The following is a 16,972-nucleotide window of genomic DNA, read 5'->3' as shown; positions in this document are numbered from 1 at the left end:
TAAGGAAATCTTCAGGGCCGCGATTCGGCCGGGGGCTGGGCCTGCGCGCCGTCCCGGCGTGGGCGGGGGCCGGCAGGCACCAGTACCCCGGCGCCGCCTGGGTCGTCCCCACCTTTGGGCGAAGCGGGGCTGGGCAGGGCCGGGCGCCCCAGCAGGCGGCGCCACCACGTCTGAAGCCGGGTCAGCATGGGTCAGTGTGCCGGGCAGCCGGGGGGCAGATCAAGCGCCGTACACTGCGGGCCATGATCCGTACGCTGCGTGCCCCTGCCCTGGCCCTGCTGGGCGCCCTGGGCCTGACCAGCTGCGCCGAGGTGAAGTATCTGGCGCAGGCGGCGGGCGGCCAGCTGGACCTGCTGCGCCGCGCCCGCCCGCTGGACGAAGCCCGCCAGGACCCCGCCCTGAGCACAGAGACCCGGCGCAAACTGAATCTGGCCGCCCAGGTGCGCGCTTTTGCGGTGGCGCCGCCTGACCAGGGGGGCCTGGGCCTGCCGGACCACGGCAGCTTCCGCACCTACGTGGATGTGGGGCGCCCCTCTGTGGTCTGGAACGTGTTTTCAGCGCCCGAATTCAGCGTGGCGCTGGACACCAGCTGCTTTCCGGTGGCTGGCTGCGTGGCCTACCGGGGTTATTTCAACGAGGCGCAGGCCCAGGCAGACGCCGCGCAGCGACGCGCGGCCGGGCGCGACGTGGTGGTGGGCGGGGTGAGCGCCTATTCCACCCTGGGCTACCTGAAAGACCCGCTGCTCTCCACCATGCTGCTGTACCCGGACGCCACCCTGATTCGCACAGTCATCCATGAACTTTCGCACCCCAGCGTGTACGTGGCGGGCGACACCGTCTTTAACGAGTCGTATGCCACCGCTGTGGAAGAGGAAGGGATGCGGCGCTGGCTGGCTGCCCACGGCACCCCCGCCCTGCGCGAGGCCGACCGGCTGGCCCAGACCCGGCACACCGACTTTGAAGCCCTGTTGCTGGACGCCCGCGCGAGGCTAGAGGCCCTGTACGCCCAGAGCGGCCTGACCGAGGGTGAGCGCCGCACCCGCAAGGCCGAGGTGCTGCAGGGCGTGCAGACCCGCTACGCCGCCCTGAAGGCCAGCTGGGGTGGCTACGCGGGCTACGACGCTTTTTTTGCCCGGGGCATCAACAACGCCTCGCTGGGAGCGGTGGCCGCCTACGCCGTCCTGGTGCCGGACTTCCAGGCGCTCCTGGCGCGGGTGAGTGGGGATATGGGCGCCTTTATCACCGCCGCGCGGGCCTGCGGCGCCCGCCCCCAACCCGAGCGCGCCGCCTGCCTGCGGGGGGGCTGACCCCAGAATTCTCACCGCCTTCACATGCCCTGCCCTGCGGCCATGAGGCGGGTGAGAAGTTCCTTGACCGTCGCTTGGGTTTGTGCGACTGGCTGGAGTCCAGTGCGGCCCATCTGGTAGCGTTTCCAGCATTGCGCGTGGCGGCCCGCCACCCCGGCGCAGCCCATTCATCTTCCCCTCCCCGCTGGCCTGCAACCAAGGAGTCCTTGTTCCATGACCACCCTGACCGCTCCCCCGACCCCTGTGCCCATGCGCCCTGGCCGCCCCTTTCCACTGGGGGCCACCTGGGACGGCAAGGGCACCAATTTCGCGCTGTATTCCGAGAATGCCAGCGGCATTGAACTGTGCCTGTTCGACGAGCAGGGCCAGGAAACCCGCGTGCCCGTCCGTGAGCAGACGGCCTTTGTGTGGCACGCCTACCTGCCCGGCGTGGGCCCGGGGCAGCGCTACGGCTACCGGGTGCACGGCGAATATGCCCCTGAAAAGGGCCTGCGCTTCAACCCCAACGTGGTGCTGCTGGACCCCTACGCCCGGGCGCTGGACGGCACCGAACAGTTTGACCGGGGCGTGTTCGGCTACGTGCTGGGCGAAGACGACTCGGTGATGCAACAGGACGAGCAGCGCGGCGCGCCCCTGGGCATCGTGACCAACCCCAAGTCCTTTGACTGGCAGGGCGACGAGCGGCCGAACGTACCTTTTCACCAGTCGGTAATTTACGAGGCGCACGTCAAGGGCCTCACCATGACCCACCCTGGCGTGCCCGAAGAGCTGCGCGGCACCTACGCGGGCGTGGCCACCGAGCCGATCCTGACCTACCTGAAAGAGCTGGGCATCACGGCCATTGAATTCATGCCGGTGCACCAGCATGTGGACGACCCCTTCCTGCTGGACAAGGGCCTGACGAACTACTGGGGCTATTCCACCCTGGCCTTTTTTGCCCCAGACGTGCGCTACTCCGCCGAGGCCAAGAAAGGCAACCCGGCCGGCGCCGTGGACGAGTTCAAGGCGATGGTGCGCGCGCTGCACGAGGCCGGCATCGAAGTCATTCTGGACGTGGTGTACAACCACACCGCCGAGGGCAACCACCTGGGGCCCACCCTGTCGTTCAAGGGCATTGACAACCCCACCTACTACCGGCTGGTGGCCGATGATCCCCGCTTCTACTTCGACTACACTGGCACCGGCAACAGCCTGAACGTGCGCCACCCGCAGACGCTGCAGCTGATCATGGACTCGCTGCGCTACTGGGTCAGCGATATGCACGTGGACGGCTTCCGGTTTGACCTCGCCTCCACGCTGGCGCGCGGCCTGCACGAGGTGGACCAGCTGTCGGGCTTCTTCACCATCATCCACCAGGACCCGGTCATTTCGCAGGTGAAGCTGATTGCCGAGCCCTGGGACGTGGGGGAGGGCGGCTATCAGGTGGGCAACTTCCCGGTGAACTGGGCCGAGTGGAACGGCATCTACCGCGACGACATGCGCGCCTTCTGGAAGGGTGACGGTGGCCTGGCCAGCGAAATTGGCTACCGCCTGACCGGCTCTTCGGACCTCTACCAGTTCAATGGCCGCAAGCCCTACGCCAGCATCAACTTCGTGACCGCCCACGACGGCTTTACGCTGCGCGACACCGTGACCTACGAGCAGAAGCACAACGAGGCCAACGGCGAGGGCAACAACGACGGCCACAACCACAACATCACCTGGAACTGCGGGGTGGAAGGCGAAACGGATGACCCGGCCGTCAACGCCCTGCGCGCGCGCCAGCAGCGCAACTTCCTGGCCACGCTGCTGCTGGGGCAGGGCACGCCGATGTTGCTGGGAGGCGACGAGTTCGGACGCACCCAGGGCGGCAACAACAACGCCTACTGCCAGGACAACGAGATCAGCTGGTACAACTGGAACGCGCTGGACGAGGACCTGCTGGCCTTTACCAAGAAGGTCATCGCCCTGCGCAAGGCGCACCCCGCGCTGCACCGCCGCAAGTTCTTCTCGGGGCGCAATATTCGTGGCGAGGACATCCGCGACCTCGTGTGGCTGCGCTTTGACGGCCAGGAAATGACCGACGAGGACTGGAGCAACCCCCACACCCAGAGCATGGGGATCTTCCTCGACGGCGGCGGCCTGGACGACACCGACGAGCGCGGGCGGCCCCTGGTGGACGACCACCTGCTGCTGCTGCTGAATGCCTCACACGTGGACCTGCCGTTCCGCCTGCCGAACCTGGGCGGCTGCCAGACCTGGGAGCTGCTGCTGGACACCACCGACGACCACGCCGGCGGGCAGGCGGCGGCGGGCAGCGAAACCAGCCTCGCCTCGCGCAGCGTCAAGCTCTACCGCTGCGCCCAGACGCAGGAAGGCTAAACCGCCACCATCGGGGCCGGGGTGCACAGGAGCCCCGGCCCCTTCTTTGTTGCGGCAGGGTGCCAACGGCTTCTTTCCGCCCCGCCGCACTATCCTGCCGGGCATGGATATTGCAGAGCGTTACATTCGGCTGGCCCACGCCCTGGACGTGCATTCCGAGGGGTTTATTGACGGCTACGGCGGGCCCGCTGAATGGGCCGTGCGTGAGCGCCGCGCCCCCGAAGCCCTGCGCGACGAGGCCGCCGACCTGCTGTCCAGCGCGGCGGCCGAGCCCGACGAGACGCGGCGCACGTGGCTGCAAGCCCAGGTGCGCGCCATGCACACCCTGGCCCGGATGCTGAGCGGCGAGGCCCTGTCTTATGCCGAAGAGGTGCAGGGCCTGTACGACATCGAGCCGCGCCGCGCCGAGGAAGCCGAGCTGCGCGCGGCGCTCTCGCAGCTGGACGAGGCCCTGCCCGGGTCAGGGACCCTGCTGGAGCGTGACGAAGCCCTGCGCGCGCGTGTGGCGGTGCCCAAAGACGACATCCTGCGCGTCTCGGCGCCCATTCTGGATGAACTGCGCGCGCGGGTGGCCGCCCGCTACGGCCTGCCGGACGGCGAGGACTTCAGCATCGGGCTGGTGCAGGACAAGCCCTGGAGCGGCTACAACTGGCCGCTGGGCAACCTGAAAAGCCGCATTGACATCAACACCGACCTGCCGGTGCTGCTGCCCGGGTTGCCGGACCTGCTGGCCCACGAGGGCTACCCCGGCCACCACACCGAGCACGCCACCAAGGAAGCGGAACTTGCCCGTGGCCGGGGCTGGCACGAGCACCACATTCAGCTCATCAACGCGCCGGAATGCGTGGTCTCGGAGGGCATTGCGGTCAACGCCCTGCGCGCGGTGATGACCCGCGAGGAAGTGGAAGGGTGGCTGACCGGCGACCTCGCCGCCGTGGCCGGGCTGGACGCGGACGACGTGCGCGCCTTCCTGGCGGCCTCGCGCGCCCGTGAGGGCCTGCGCGGCGTGAGCGGCGAGGCGGCCATGCGCCTGCACGCTGATGGCCAGAGCGAGGCGGAGGTCCTGGACTTCCTGCAGACCTACGCCCCAGCCAGCGAGGCCCGCGCCCGCCAGAGCCTGCGCTTTATCTCGCAGCCCACCTTCCGGGCGTACATCTTCACGTATTCGGTGGGGGGTGATTTGGTGCGCGCCGTGCTGGACGCCGGGGGCCCCGAGGCCTACGGGCGGCTGCTGCGCGAACCCCTGACGCCGGGCGGGCTGCGGGCCCTGGGGGCGGCGGGGGGCTAAACTCTCTCTCACATGCCGCTGGACACCGGTTCACAGCTTGCGGGGCGCTACGACCTGCTGACCCTGCTGGGCGAGGGCGGCAGCGCCCGCGTGTTCCGCGCGCACGACACCCTGCTCTCGCGCGAGGTGGCCGTGAAGGTGCAGCACGCCCACGTCCCACCCTCTGACCGCGAGCGCTTTCTGCGCGAGGTGCGCACTCTGGCCCGCCTGACCCACCCCGGCGTGGTGCCGGTGCTGGACCTGGGCACCGAGCAGGATGGGGGGCGGCCCTTTTTCACCATGCCGCTGATGACCGGCGGACCGGTGACGGCGCTGGGGCCCCTGGAAGACGCCCCGGCGCCGCTGGCACGTTTTCTCACGGCCGCCGCCTTCAGTGCGCGCGCCCTGCACTTTATTCACGAGCAGGGCATCACCCACCGCGACCTGACCCCCGGCAACATCCTGCTGGACGAGGCGGGGTGGCCGCGCATCATGGATTTCGGGCTGGTGGCGCTCACGGAACAGACCCGGCACCTCACGCGGAGCGGGGTGACCCTGGGCACGCCCGCCTACATGGCCCCGGAACAGGCGCGCGGCGTGGGCGTGGGCCCGCACAGCGATCTGTACGCCCTAGGGGCGGTGCTCTACCGCGTGGCCTGCGGCAGTCCGCCCTTTGTGGGTGACAGCGATCAGAGCGTGCTCTACCAGCATGTGTACGAGGCCCCACCCGATCCCCGCGACCTGAACCCGGCGGTGCCCGACGCCGTGGCGCGCGTGCTGCTGCGGCTGCTGGCCAAAAAGGCTGCCGAGCGCCCGGACAGCGGCGAGGCCCTGGCCCACCTGTGGGCGCTGGCGCGGCGCGACGTGTGGCGGGCCCACGCGCGCGGGCAGTACCGGGGCGGGCGCGCCCGCAGCGGCGAGCACCCCGACGGCCCCGCGCAGGTGGCCGGCCTGCGCGAAGCCTGGAGCGTCTCGCTGCCCGGCGAGGTCACGTGGCCGGCCGCCGTGATGGGCGAGGGGGATCTGGTGGCGGTGGGCACACGCGGCGGGCAACTGGTGCTGACCCACACCTCAGGCCGCCCCTTTGCCACCTACGCCGCGCGCGATGAGGTGACGGCCCCCGCCACCTTTCAGGACGGCCACGTGCTGTTCGGCGCCTGGGACGGCACCCTGCGCCGCGTGAACCTGCTGAGCGGCGCGCAGCTGTGGCAGCACCAGGCCCGCGCCGAATTCACGGGCGCCCCCACCCTGTGGGGCGGGCAGGTGCTGGCCAGCAGCCGCGACGGCCACCTGTACGCCCTGGACGCCCGCACAGGCGAACTGCGCTGGGCCTACCGCACCGGGGGCCCGGTGGCCGCCAGCCCCGTGCTGTGGGCCGGGGCCGCCCTGATCTGTGACGAAAGCGGCTGGCTGCACGCCCTGGACGCCCGCAGTGGGCACGCCCTCTGGAAAGTCGAGGTGGGCACGGTTCACGGCACCCCCGCGCTGCTGCCGCTGGGCGACGCTGAGGCCACCCTGGTCGTGGCCACCTGGGAAGGCGAGGTGCACGCCCTGGCCCTGAGTGCCGCCAGTGGCCGCGCCGCCCTGGCCCCCGAACCCACGCTGTGGACCTACGACCTGGAAGATGAGGTCTGGGCGTCCCCGGCCCTCAGCGGCTCGCTGCCGGGGGGCGTGGCGGTGCTGGCCGGCTGGGGCGGCGAGGTGCGCGCCCTGCGCCTGACCGACGGTGAGGACCTGTGGACCCACCGCCTGGGTGGCCGCGTGACCGCCAGCCCGGTGATCAGCGCCGAACTCGTGTTCCTGGCCTCGGAAGAAGGGCAGCTGTGCGCGCTGGACCTGCGCACCGGCCAGCCCCGCTGGACCCACCGCGAGGTCGCTGGCGTGCAGGCCACGCCTCTGGCCGCCGACAGCAGTCTCTATGTGGCGTTTATGAACGGCGTCCTGCGTGCCTACCGCGTCCCGGGCAGCTGACGGAAGGAGGGTGGATCAGGAGGTTCAAGGTGGTGAGCGGCCGGAGTGGCTCGATCAGCTCAGGCCGCTCACCACAGGAAGTGCGCAGTCCAGCTCTGTTGAAAAACGGACGAGGGTCTTTTGAATTCTCCGGGGCTGCAAAAAGTGCCGCTGTGACGCATATGGCCCGTCGATACGCCGCTTGCCCCAGCACGTTCGGGGAAAAGATTCGGGGGGTACTCCTCCGGCCCCCTCGCCCGGCTTGACTCCGGGGCGAGCACTGGAGGGGGCGCTCCCCCTTCTCCTCCGGCCCCCTCCTCTTCCCACCCGGCTTTCACACAGCGCTGACAATTGCCTTTCCTGGTGGGCCTACACTGGGGCCACTTCGCCGCGTTGCGGCCCCCCTCTCAAGGAGACGCCCCCATGCCCAACATTGGACCTGCTGAACTGATCGTGATTCTTCTGGTGGCCCTGGTGGTGTTCGGGCCGCGCAAGCTGCCGGAACTGGGCAAGAGCCTGGGTGCCGGCCTGCGCGAATTCCGCCGCAGCACCCAGAGTCTCAAAGACGACTTTGAGGGCAGCCTGCGCGATACCCCGGCCCGCCCTGCCCAGACTATCGCCCCGGCCGCTGTTGCCGCGCCGGAGCCCGCCGCCCCCGTCTCGGCCCAGAGCGTGGCGGCCCCCACGGCGCCCGCACCCAGCCAACCCGAACACCGTTAAAGCGGCTGTCAAAGGGCCCCTCACGGTCCAGAGGGGCCCTTCTTGTTGCGCCCCGAGTTCCGACGGTGGGAGAAGGCCAAGGTGGCCGATCACTGCGCGCGCTGGACGCCCTTTTACCCGGTCGCCAGATCGCGTGGGCGGTACGTCACTGCCTCGGCCAGGTGGGCTTCGCGGATGTCGTCACTGCCGGCCAGATCGGCCACGGTGCGCGCCACCCGCAGCACCCGGTCAAAGCCGCGCCCGGTCAGGCCCAGTTGCCGGGCAGCGGCGCGGGCAAAGGCCTCGGGGCCGCTGCCCAGCGGGGCGGCCTGCCGCAGTGCCTGTCCGTTCAGGTCGGCGTTGCGGGCGCCCTGGCGCGCCTGCATGCGCTCGCGGGCGGCCTGCACCCGGGCGCGCACAGCGGCCGAGGGCTCGGGTTCCGGCGCGCGGGTCAGTTCGTCCACCGTCAGGCGGGGCACGCGCACCAGCAGGTCCAGACGGTCCAGCAGCGGCCCACTCAGGCGCGCGGCGTAGCGGGTCCGTTCGGCGGGGGTGCAGGCGCAGGCCTTTTCCGGGTCGCCGTGGTGGCCGCAGGGGCAGGGGTTCATGGCCCCAATCAGTTGAAAGCGCGCTGGGTACTGCACACTGGCCCGCGCCCGGCTAATGGTGACGTGGCCGTCCTCTAGAGGTTGCCTTAAAGTTTCCAGCGCCTTGCGCGAGAATTCGGGGAATTCATCCAAGAACAGGACACCCCGGTGGGCTAGGCTCACTTCACCTGGGCGCGGCACGCTGCCCCCGCCGATCAGGCCGGCGTCGGACACCGTGTGATGGGGCGCGCGGTAGGGCGGATTCAGGTTCAGCTGCCCCCGGGTGCCCAGCAGGCCAGCAGCCGAATGGATGCGGGTGACCTCCAGGGCCTCGGCGCGGGTGAGGGGCGGGAGCAGCCCCGGGGCGCGGCGGGCCAGCATGGTCTTGCCACTGCCCGGCGAGCCCACCAGTAGCAGGTTGTGCCCGCCCGCCACCGCGATTTCCAGCGCCCGGCGGGCCCCCGCCTGTCCCTTCAGGTCGGCCAGATCCAGCAGGTCGGTGTCCGTGCGCTGCGGCGTGGGCGGCAGGGTCAGGTTCAGCGGGGCCTCGCCACTGAAATGGCGCACGGCGTCGCCCAGGTGGCGCGCGCCGTACACCCGCAGGCCATCAATCAGGGCGGCCTCGGGGGCGTTGCCTTCGGGCAGCAGCACCTCGGCCTGCTGGTTGGCGGCCAGCAGCGCCAGATTCACGGCCCCGGTAATGGGCCGCAGGCTGCCGTCCAGCGCCAGTTCGCCCGCGATCAGGGTGCCGGCCAGCGCGGCCTGGGGTAGCAGGTCCTGGGCGGCCAGCAGACCCAGGGCAATGGGCAGGTCGTACAGCGGGCCTTCCTTACGCAGATCGGCCGGGGCGAGGTTCACCGTAATGCGCGCCGCCGGGAACGGCAGCCCGGCATTACGCACCGCCGCCCGCACCCGCTCGCGCGCCTCGCTGACTGCCTGGTCGGGGAGGCCCACCACCGTGAAGGCGGGCAGGCCCGGCGAGACATCCACCTCGACCTCCACGGGGACGGCATCCACCCCAATTAGGGCCACACTGCGGGCGCGGGCCAGCATCAGGCGGGCCTCGGAAGGGTGAGAACGGTCACACCGGGCAAGCTAGCAGGGGGGCGTGATCAGCGTTGCCGCACTTGCGCGCCGCCCTCAGCCTGTCCTATTCCTCGCTGCTGTCGCGGCCCTCGCGGGTGCGGCCGTCATTGGGGCCGCTGCCACCTTCGACCAGGGCGCCGGGGCGCACCACGGCGGGCACGGCGCTGGTGGTGCCGTTCACCACGGCCGGCACCACCCCGGCGAGGTCGTCGTCGCGCCGGGCCTCGCCGGGGCGGGGATCATTGATCAGGTTGCCGCCCTCCTGCTCGATCTCTTCCACGCTCTTGCCCAGGGGGGCGTCGCCGTACCGGTTGTCGCCTGTCATAGGGCAGTGTGAAGCGCGCGGCGCGGCCCGGGGGTGAGAGGGCAGATCGTCTTCTCTTTAGGCCTGGGGCCCGCCCCAGCCCCCTGGCCGAACGTTCACCAGAGGTTCAGGCGCTCTGGGCGCGGCCCGCAGCGGCGGGTATGCTGGGCGGGTCGAAGAGGAGGACCCATGACCCAGCGTGCCCCGAGTGAGCGAGCCGTGCAGGCCCTGCAGGCCACCGGTATGAATGAAACCCCCCTGGCGGCGCTGGAGCGCGACGACGCCCTGTTTGCCCTGACCGCCCAGACCCTGCTGTACCAGGACAGCGGCGGCACCCGGCGCGTGACCTTGCGCGACCTGACACGCATTCACAGTGACCAGGAAGGCACCCTGCGGGTGGAAACGCCGGCCGGCACCGCCCTGACCGCCAGCCTGCTGGGCTTTGACCCGGCGACCGTGCAGCAGTTTTTCGGGCAGGTGCGTGACGCCACCGCCCGCGCCAAGGAGCAGCCCAGTTCGCCGCTGCCCCAGACGGGCACGGCCAAAACCTTTGCCCCGGCGCCCAGCCCCGCGCCGGCCCCGGCGGCCCCTTCTCCCACGGTGCGCCCCGCGCCCACCCCGGCCCCGCCCGAGCGCACGGTCATTCAGGCCAGCCCCGAGCGGCAGGAAGAGGCCCGTTCGGCCGCCGCGCCGCGTGTGGCCGTGCCCGAGGCGGCGCCCGCTGTCACCCGGCCCGACCCGGTGCCGGCCGCGCCCCAGCCCGAGCGCCCCGCGCCCAGCCCGGTGGTGATTTCGTCCTCGGGCTTCAGCCCCTCACGGCCCGAGACGCGCCCAGAGGTTCCGACCTCGGCCCCCGCCGCGCCGGCCGCTGGGTTGTCCCTGCGCGGGTCGGCGGGCGCGGCGGCCACCCTGGCCCGGCAGGCCGATGGCGTGGCCGGGCTGAGCGGGCGCCTGCGCCTGCTGGGCGCGGTGCTGTTTGTGGGCGCGCTGGCCCTGGCCTTTTTCCAGTTTCAGGGCGGCGAGCCGCTGGCTGGGCTGTGGACCCTGCTGGCGGGCGGCGTGGGCACCATTGCGGTGATGGCCCTGGCCGACCTCGCGCGGCTGCTGGTGGCGCTGGCGCGCGCCTCGGTGGAGGGGGCCGGGCTTCTCGATGTGGACTGAAGCGCGCGAGTTGCTGCGCGGCGCCGTCGCCATTCCCTCGGTCTCCGGGCAGGAAGCCGAGGTGGCGGCCTACTTCCAGGGCTGGATGGCGGCGCGCGGATTTGAGGCCCACATCGATGAGGCGGGCAACGCGGTGGGCGTGCGCGGCCACGGCCCCCTGACCGTGCTGCTGCTGGGCCATATGGACACCGTGCCGGGCGACATTCCAGTGCGCGAGGAAGAGGGGGTGCTGTACGGGCGCGGCGCCGTGGACGCCAAGGGGCCGCTGTGCGCCTTTATGGCGGCGGTGGCGGCCCTGTCCGAGACCGCCCTTTCTGGGGCGCGCTTCGTGGTGATTGGCGCCACCGAGGAAGAGGCCCCCAGCAGCCGGGGTGCCCACCACGCCGCGCGCGGCTGGCAGCCGGACCTCGTGCTGATTGGCGAGCCCAGCGGCTGGGAAGGCCTGACGCTGGGGTACAAGGGGCGGCTGGTGGTGAAGGCCCAGGCCACCTGCCCGAACTTCCACACGGCGGGCGAGGGCCGCAGCGCCGGCGATGACCTGACCGAGGCGTGGTTTCGGGTGCGGGCCTGGGCGGCGCAGGCGGGCGAGCCGGGCGCCGTGTTCGGCGGGGTGCAGGCCACGGTGCAGGACCTGCAGGCCAGCACCGACGGCCTGACCCAGCGGGCGGCAGGCACCTTCGGCCTGCGCCTGCCGCCTGCCGTAGCCCCACAGGCGGCCGAGGCCGCCCTCCGCGAAGTACTGGCCGACCTGGACACCGTGACCCTGACCTTCGTGGGCCACGAAGCCGCCGTGCGCCACCCCAAAGACAACGCCCTGACCCGCGCCCTGCGCGTGGCGATCCGCGCGCAGGGGGGCACACCCGTGTTCAAGGTCAAGACCGGCACCAGCGATATGAACGTGGTGGCCCCGCACTGGCCGGTGCCCACGCTGGCCTACGGCCCGGGCGACAGCGCCCTGGACCACACCCCCAATGAGCACCTGGACCTTGCAGAGTATGACCGCGCCGTGGCGGTGCTCACGGCGGCGCTGGGCCAAATGGCGGCGGGCGCGGCTCCCAAGGCGGGGTCATCCGGCGTTCATTTGGTCTGACCGGTCCACCCGGCATCATGCCGGGCGATGCCTGAGCCCGTCCTGTTGATTCTGCTGCTGTTCGTGGCGGCGCTGGTTCTGTTTGCCACCGAGTGGCTCCCGGTGGATGTCACGGCCCTGGGTCTGCTCTCGGCGCTGCTGGTGCTGGGGCTGATTACGCCCAAGGCCGCCTTTGCTGGCTTTGGCAGCGACACCGTGCTCACGCTGGTGTCGCTGTTTATCCTCACGCGGGTGTTGCTACGCGCCGGGGTCATCGAATGGATCGGCGCGGCGCTGGTGCGGCGCTCACACAACGCCTCCGGCACCGTGCGCGCGCTGCTGGGGACCGTGGCGGGGGTCAGCGCGTTTACCAGCAATACCGCCACCACCGCCGTGTTCCTGCCGGTGGTTTCGGGGATGGCCCGCCGGGCAGGCCTGCCCGTCAGCCGCGTGCTCATGCCGCTGGCCTACGCCAGCATCCTGGGGGGGACGATCACCGTGATCGGCACCAGCACCAACCTCGTGGTGTCGGGGGCCCTGCCCGCCACCGGAGAGCGGGCGCTGGGCTTTTTCGAGCTGGCCTGGGTGGGCGTGCCGGTGGCGGTGGTGGGGCTGCTGTACCTGCTGTTCATAGCGCCCCGCCTGCTGCCCACGCGTGAGGCGGGCCTGGAAGACCGCCTGCGCGCCTACCTGGCCGACCTGACCGTGGTACCGGGCAGCACCCTGGCCGGGCAGACCCTGCGCGAATCCGGCCTGGGCCGCGACCACGGCCTGACGGTGGTGGCCGTGCGCCGGGGACAGGACACGCTGTACGCCCCAGGCCCGGAGTTTCAGGTGCAAGAAGGCGATACCCTGACCGTCGAGGGCCACACCGAGCGCATTCTGGCGGGCAAAAGCACCCTGGGCGTGGTCAGCAAGAGCGAACAGAAACTGCAGGCCACCGACCCCGGGGGCGCGCGGCTGGTCGAGGCGGTGGTCATGCCGGGCTCATCCCTGCTGGGCCGCACCCTCAAGGAGGCGCGCTTCCGGGAACGCTACGGGGTTTCGGTGCTGGCCCTGCACCGCCGCGCCCGCACCACCGAGCGGCTGGCGGGCCTGCGGGTGCAGGTGGGCGACGTGCTGCTGGTGCAGGGCAGCCCCGAACGACTGGGCGCCCTGGGTGAACATCTGGCCGTGCTGGGCGACGTGACGGAGCATGCCCGAGACCTGAAACGGGCGCCGCTGGCCCTGCTGCTCTTTGGCGGCGCGGTGGTGCTGGGCGGCCTGGGGGTGGTGCCGCTAGCCGTGGCGGTGGTGGTGGCCGTGGCCCTCAGTCTGGCGCTGCGCCTGCTCTCGCCCGAAGAAGCCTACAGCGCGGTGGAATGGCCGGTGATCGTGCTGGTGGCCTGCATGCTGGCCTTTGGCAGCGCCTTTGAAAGCAGCGGCGCGGCCCAGGTGCTCACCGGGGCCCTGTCGGGGGTGCTGGAACCGCTGGGGCCTTACGGGTTGCTGGCGGCGCTGTTTCTGGTCACTGTGGCGCTGACCCAGCCCATGAGCAATCAGGCAGCGGCGCTGGTGATGCTCCCCCTGGCCATTGGCACCGCCAAGGCCCTGGGCTACGATCCCCGCCCCTTCATCATTGGCATCACGGTGGCGGCCAGCAACTCGTTTATCACGCCCCTGGAGCCCTCATGCCTGCTGGTGTACGGCCCGGGGCGCTACACCTTTGCCGACTTTGTGCGGGTGGGATCGGGCCTGACCGCTGTGTCGTTTGTGATGTCCCTGCTGATCATCCCCCGCGTCTGGCCGTTCTAAAGGGGAAGAGGAGAGGCCGGTCGCGGTCTGGGCTGGGTCACAGCCTGGCCGAGGAGGTGGTGGCTGAGCCTCCTCCCAGGCCAAGGCTTTCCTCTCGTGGAGTTCGGAGAGAGCGAGCACTGAAAGGCGCAGGCGGCGACAGGCGCCGTGTGCAGAAAGCGGGGTGCTGAGGGATGGGGTTGAATGCAGGACCCGTTCTGCTGTTGCTCTAGAAAGGGGCCCCACAGGTCCTGGCCTGTTTAAAGAGCCAAGTCTATTCACCGCCTAGCGCAGCGAGCGACAGCCCTCACCCTGCCTGTCTCAACAGCAACCGGCACCCCCGGCGCGCGGTGGGGGTGCCGGTGCTGGCGCCTGTGATCAGATGAACAGCGGGGCGTCGGGGTCGTCGGGCAGGGGGCGGTCCTTGCGGGCCAGCAGCGCGGCGGTGGTGCCAATCCCGATGATCGCGCCCAGGGCAATCACGATCAGCGCCCAGGTCATGCGCGCGTGCGATTGGTCAGGAGTGCGGTCTGAAGCCATGCCCGCAGGATACCAGGGTGCCCCTGAACACGTTCCTTACACGGGGTTCAGAGTTTCTGGGGCGTGGGCAGGGTGCGCGGCAGGCGGGTCCACAGCAGCAGCAGGGCCGCGCCGCCCAGGGCCACCAGGGCCAGCAGCCCCCAGCGCGGTCCCAGCACCCAGTCCCGGCTGATCAGGGTGCTGGCAATCAGGGCGCCGGGCGGGCCCATGCCCACCAGCACAAAGGAGTACAGGCTCAGCACGCGTCCGCGCAGGGCATCGGGAATGGTCAGCTGCACCGTGCTGTTGGCGCTCACCAGCAGGCTCAGCATGCCAAAGCCGCACGCAGCCAGCACCGGAAAGGCCAGCGCGGGGCCTGGGGTCAGCGCCAGCAGGGCCGCGCTGCCCAGCAGCAGCAGGGCGCCAACGCGCAGGTTGCGCAGCGGGTTGGGTTTGCTGGCCTGCCACAGCGCCCCCGCCATCGCCCCAATCCCAAACGCCGCCGACAGCGCCCCGAAGGTGGCTTCCCGCGCGCCGAACACCACCCGGGCGTAGTAGGGAATGATCACGTTGAAGTTGATGATGGTCAGGCTCAGGGCGCCCACCAGCAGCATGACGTGGCGCACAGTGGGGGTGGCACGCACGTAGCGCAGGCCCTCGCCAATGTCGGCCAGCATGCTGGCGGGGCGGGCCTGTTCCCGTGCGGGAAAGGGCAGGGTGGCCAGCACGTACAGCACCACGAAAAAGGACGCCACGTTCAGGTAAAAGGGCAGGGCCAGTCGCGCCACGTTCTCCGCGTCGCCTCCGGCCAGCACACTGACCCCCAGCGCCGCCACCACGCCGAACAGCGCCTGCCCCACGGTGCGGCTCACATTGAACGACAGGCTATTCAGGGCCACCGCGTTGGGCACGTCGCTGCGCGGCACAAAGTCCACCACCATGCTCTGGCGCGCAGGCATATCAAAGGCGTTCGCCACGCCCGCCACAAAGGCAATCATCAGCACCAGCGGCAGGGTCACCATATTCAGGTGGGTGGTGACCGCCAGCGCCAGCGCGGTCAGCAGCAGCGTGATCTGGGTGCTCAGCAGCACCCGGCGCCGGGACACCCGGTCAATCACGACCCCTGCAAACAGCGACAGCAGCAGGGTGGGCGTGAACTGCGCCACCGTCACCCAGCCCAGAGCCGCGCTGGAGCCGCCCGAGAGTTCCAGCACCAGATATTGCTGCGCGGTGGCCTGCATCCACGAGCCCACCAGCGACAGCAGCTGCGAGAACCAGTAGCGCCGGTAGTCCGGGTGCTGCAGCGCCGAGAAGGTGCGCTGCCGCCAGCGGGTGAAGGCCAGCGTCATGGCGAACCCGGCAGAGCGGGAGCGGCCAGTGGGCCTGCCAGAAAGACCGGAAGGGGAGGGGCCGTGCGCATCACGCGCCCACCATACGCCCGCGCCCAGCGCGCGCCGTGAGCGGGGTTCCACCCGGCAGGACGGCCCTGCAGGCGCCTGCGCCCTGGGGGTGCCCAGGGCTGGGGCGTGTGTCACAAGTGAAAGGCGGGTCAGCGAACCCGTAGTGTTTGCCGCACGACCGCTGCAGCCGCGCTGGGCCGGTTTCCCTGCGCCCCCGCTGGGGGCACGGGCTTGGCAGTGGCCAGGGGGGCGTGTTACGGTGCGCGGGTCTAGCCCTGGTGTTTTCTTCACGCTGTCCTCATGGCGGCTTCTGGCTGCCTGCCCCCCGCTCCCTGAACCGCCGAGTGAACCCGTGACCCACTTCCTCCGAGCTGCTTCTGCGCGCGCCCTGCTGGTCGGGGCGCTGCTGTCTGGCGTGGTCGGCGCCCAGACCTCTTTTCCTCCAGCGGCCCAGCCCGCGTCTGCCCCCGCCACGGACCTGCGTGCGGCGGCCACTGTCACCGTGCAGGCGGGTGATACCGCCTACAGCCTCGCGCGCCGTGCGGGCCTCAGCGTGGACGCCCTGCTGGCCCTGAACGGCCTGAGCACCCCGGCCCTGAAGGTGGGGCAGGTGCTGACCCTGCGGGCAGGCCCGGCGCAACCCGGCGTAGTGGTGCAGGTCCAGAGCCTGCCCGCCCCCACCCTGAGCCACACCGTGCAGCCCGGCGAAACGCTCTATGCCCTGGCCCGGCGTTACGGCGTTACGGTGGACGCGCTGCTGGCCGCCAGCACACTGCCAGCCGGCGCGGTGCTGCGCGCAGGGCAGGTGCTGACCCTGCCGCCCGGGGCCCAGCTTCAGGTGGCGCCAGCGGCTCCCGTGGCCGGACCAGTGCCGGGCCCTGCACCCACCCCTGCCGCGCCGCGCCCGGCGAACGGGGTACAGGGCTCGCCCTTCCTGCCGGGGGCGCCGGCCCCCAGCACGCCCCAGGTGCAGCCAGGAACCCCCATGCCGCAGCCGGGGCGGCCTGCGGGACAGGCGCCCGCCCCAGCCCCCGTGAGCGCCGCGCTGGCGGCCCTGCCGGCCACCGACTGGCGGCAGGCGGCGATGGCGCTGGTGGATACCCCTTACCTGTACGGCGGGACCACCCCACGCGGCACCGATTGCAGCGGCTTCGTGCTGCAGGTGTTCACGCCGCTGGGCTACCAGCTGCCGCGCACCAGTGCCGATCAGGCGCGCGCGGGGCAGGAGGTGGCGCCCGAAGAGCTGCAGCCCGGCGACCTCGTGTTCTTCGACACCGAGGGCCGGGGCCGGGTGACCCATGTGGGCATCTATCTGGGCGAGGACCAGTTTGTCAGCGCCAACAGCTACCAGGGCCGCGTGACCGTGGACACCCTGCGCGCCGACCGCTACTGGGGCCCGCGCTACCTGCTGGCCCGCCGCATCCTGGCCGGGCCACTGGCCGGGCGGTAACGGAGGGGAGAGGGGACGCCGCTTCGCCCACGGTGCGGC

At 71.0% G+C, this 16,972-nt stretch carries 14 protein-coding genes; 9 read left to right on the top strand and 5 right to left on the bottom strand.

What is annotated here, in order from left to right; all coding sequences use genetic code 11:
- Positions 1-11: 11 nt before the first annotated feature.
- Entirely contained in the window at positions 12-188 is a 177-nt protein-coding gene (locus tag KMW22_RS14765) for a hypothetical protein (protein WP_221090816.1), read from the bottom strand.
- A 54-nt stretch (positions 189-242) separates the two neighbouring features.
- Between KMW22_RS14765 and KMW22_RS14760 the strand changes: the two genes are divergently transcribed.
- From KMW22_RS14760 to KMW22_RS14740, 5 genes are all read left to right on the top strand, one after another.
- Positions 243-1,307, top strand: coding sequence for an aminopeptidase (locus KMW22_RS14760; RefSeq protein ID WP_221090815.1), 1,065 nt, complete (start codon positions 243-245; stop codon positions 1,305-1,307).
- 213 nt (positions 1,308-1,520) lie between these two features.
- Positions 1,521-3,668: a glycogen debranching protein GlgX gene (gene glgX, locus KMW22_RS14755; protein ID WP_235693000.1), complete on the top strand. Its 2,148-nt coding sequence runs from the start codon at positions 1,521-1,523 to the stop codon at positions 3,666-3,668.
- Between the two features lie 103 nt (positions 3,669-3,771).
- Entirely contained in the window at positions 3,772-4,956 is a 1,185-nt protein-coding gene (locus KMW22_RS14750; RefSeq protein ID WP_221090814.1) for a DUF885 domain-containing protein, read from the top strand.
- 12 nt (positions 4,957-4,968) lie between these two features.
- Positions 4,969-6,906: a serine/threonine-protein kinase gene (locus tag KMW22_RS14745; RefSeq protein ID WP_221090813.1), complete on the top strand. Its 1,938-nt coding sequence runs from the start codon at positions 4,969-4,971 to the stop codon at positions 6,904-6,906.
- A 402-nt stretch (positions 6,907-7,308) separates the two neighbouring features.
- Positions 7,309-7,605, top strand: coding sequence for a Sec-independent protein translocase subunit TatA/TatB (locus KMW22_RS14740; protein WP_221090812.1), 297 nt, complete (start codon positions 7,309-7,311; stop codon positions 7,603-7,605).
- Between the two features lie 113 nt (positions 7,606-7,718).
- On the opposite strand, the gene KMW22_RS14735 is transcribed toward KMW22_RS14740, so the two are convergent.
- Positions 7,719-9,224 (bottom strand): YifB family Mg chelatase-like AAA ATPase, encoded by a 1,506-nt coding sequence (locus KMW22_RS14735; protein ID WP_221090811.1) that lies wholly within the window; start codon positions 9,222-9,224, stop codon positions 7,719-7,721.
- 97 nt (positions 9,225-9,321) lie between these two features.
- Entirely contained in the window at positions 9,322-9,582 is a 261-nt protein-coding gene (locus KMW22_RS14730) for a hypothetical protein (protein WP_221090810.1), read from the bottom strand.
- Between the two features lie 168 nt (positions 9,583-9,750).
- Here KMW22_RS14730 and KMW22_RS14725 point away from each other — a divergent pair, with 168 nt between their 5' ends.
- Genes KMW22_RS14725 through KMW22_RS14715 form a run of 3 tightly spaced genes read left to right on the top strand, consistent with a single transcriptional unit; the run spans position 9,751 to position 13,585 of the window.
- Positions 9,751-10,722, top strand: coding sequence for a hypothetical protein (locus tag KMW22_RS14725; RefSeq protein WP_221090809.1), 972 nt, complete (start codon positions 9,751-9,753; stop codon positions 10,720-10,722).
- Positions 10,712-11,812: a [LysW]-lysine hydrolase gene (locus KMW22_RS14720; protein WP_221090808.1), complete on the top strand. Its 1,101-nt coding sequence runs from the start codon at positions 10,712-10,714 to the stop codon at positions 11,810-11,812. The genes KMW22_RS14725 and KMW22_RS14720 overlap by 11 nt, the downstream gene beginning before the upstream one ends.
- A gap of 27 nt (positions 11,813-11,839) precedes the next feature.
- Positions 11,840-13,585 (top strand): SLC13 family permease, encoded by a 1,746-nt coding sequence (locus tag KMW22_RS14715; protein WP_221090807.1) that lies wholly within the window; start codon positions 11,840-11,842, stop codon positions 13,583-13,585.
- A 357-nt stretch (positions 13,586-13,942) separates the two neighbouring features.
- Here KMW22_RS14715 and KMW22_RS14710 read toward each other — a convergent pair whose 3' ends face one another.
- Both KMW22_RS14710 and KMW22_RS14705 read right to left on the bottom strand, forming a co-directional pair.
- On the bottom strand, positions 13,943-14,104 hold the full coding sequence (locus KMW22_RS14710) for a hypothetical protein (RefSeq protein ID WP_221090806.1): 162 nt from the start codon (positions 14,102-14,104) through the stop codon (positions 13,943-13,945).
- 47 nt (positions 14,105-14,151) lie between these two features.
- Positions 14,152-15,432 (bottom strand): MFS transporter, encoded by a 1,281-nt coding sequence (locus tag KMW22_RS14705; protein ID WP_221090805.1) that lies wholly within the window; start codon positions 15,430-15,432, stop codon positions 14,152-14,154.
- A gap of 403 nt (positions 15,433-15,835) precedes the next feature.
- On the opposite strand from KMW22_RS14705, the gene KMW22_RS19410 reads away from it, so the two are divergent.
- Positions 15,836-16,933 carry a LysM peptidoglycan-binding domain-containing protein gene (locus KMW22_RS19410; RefSeq protein WP_328774717.1) on the top strand — a complete coding sequence of 366 codons (1,098 nt, stop codon included), beginning with the start codon at positions 15,836-15,838 and terminating at the stop codon, positions 16,931-16,933.
- The last annotated feature ends 39 nt before the right edge of the window (positions 16,934-16,972 follow it).

This window comes from Deinococcus aquaedulcis, assembly GCF_019693445.1.
In the GTDB taxonomy this organism is placed as follows: Bacteria; Deinococcota; Deinococci; order Deinococcales; family Deinococcaceae; genus Deinococcus; species Deinococcus aquaedulcis.
The sequence above is the reverse complement of the archived record's forward strand: the minus strand, read 5'-3'. Positions and strand labels throughout refer to the sequence as shown.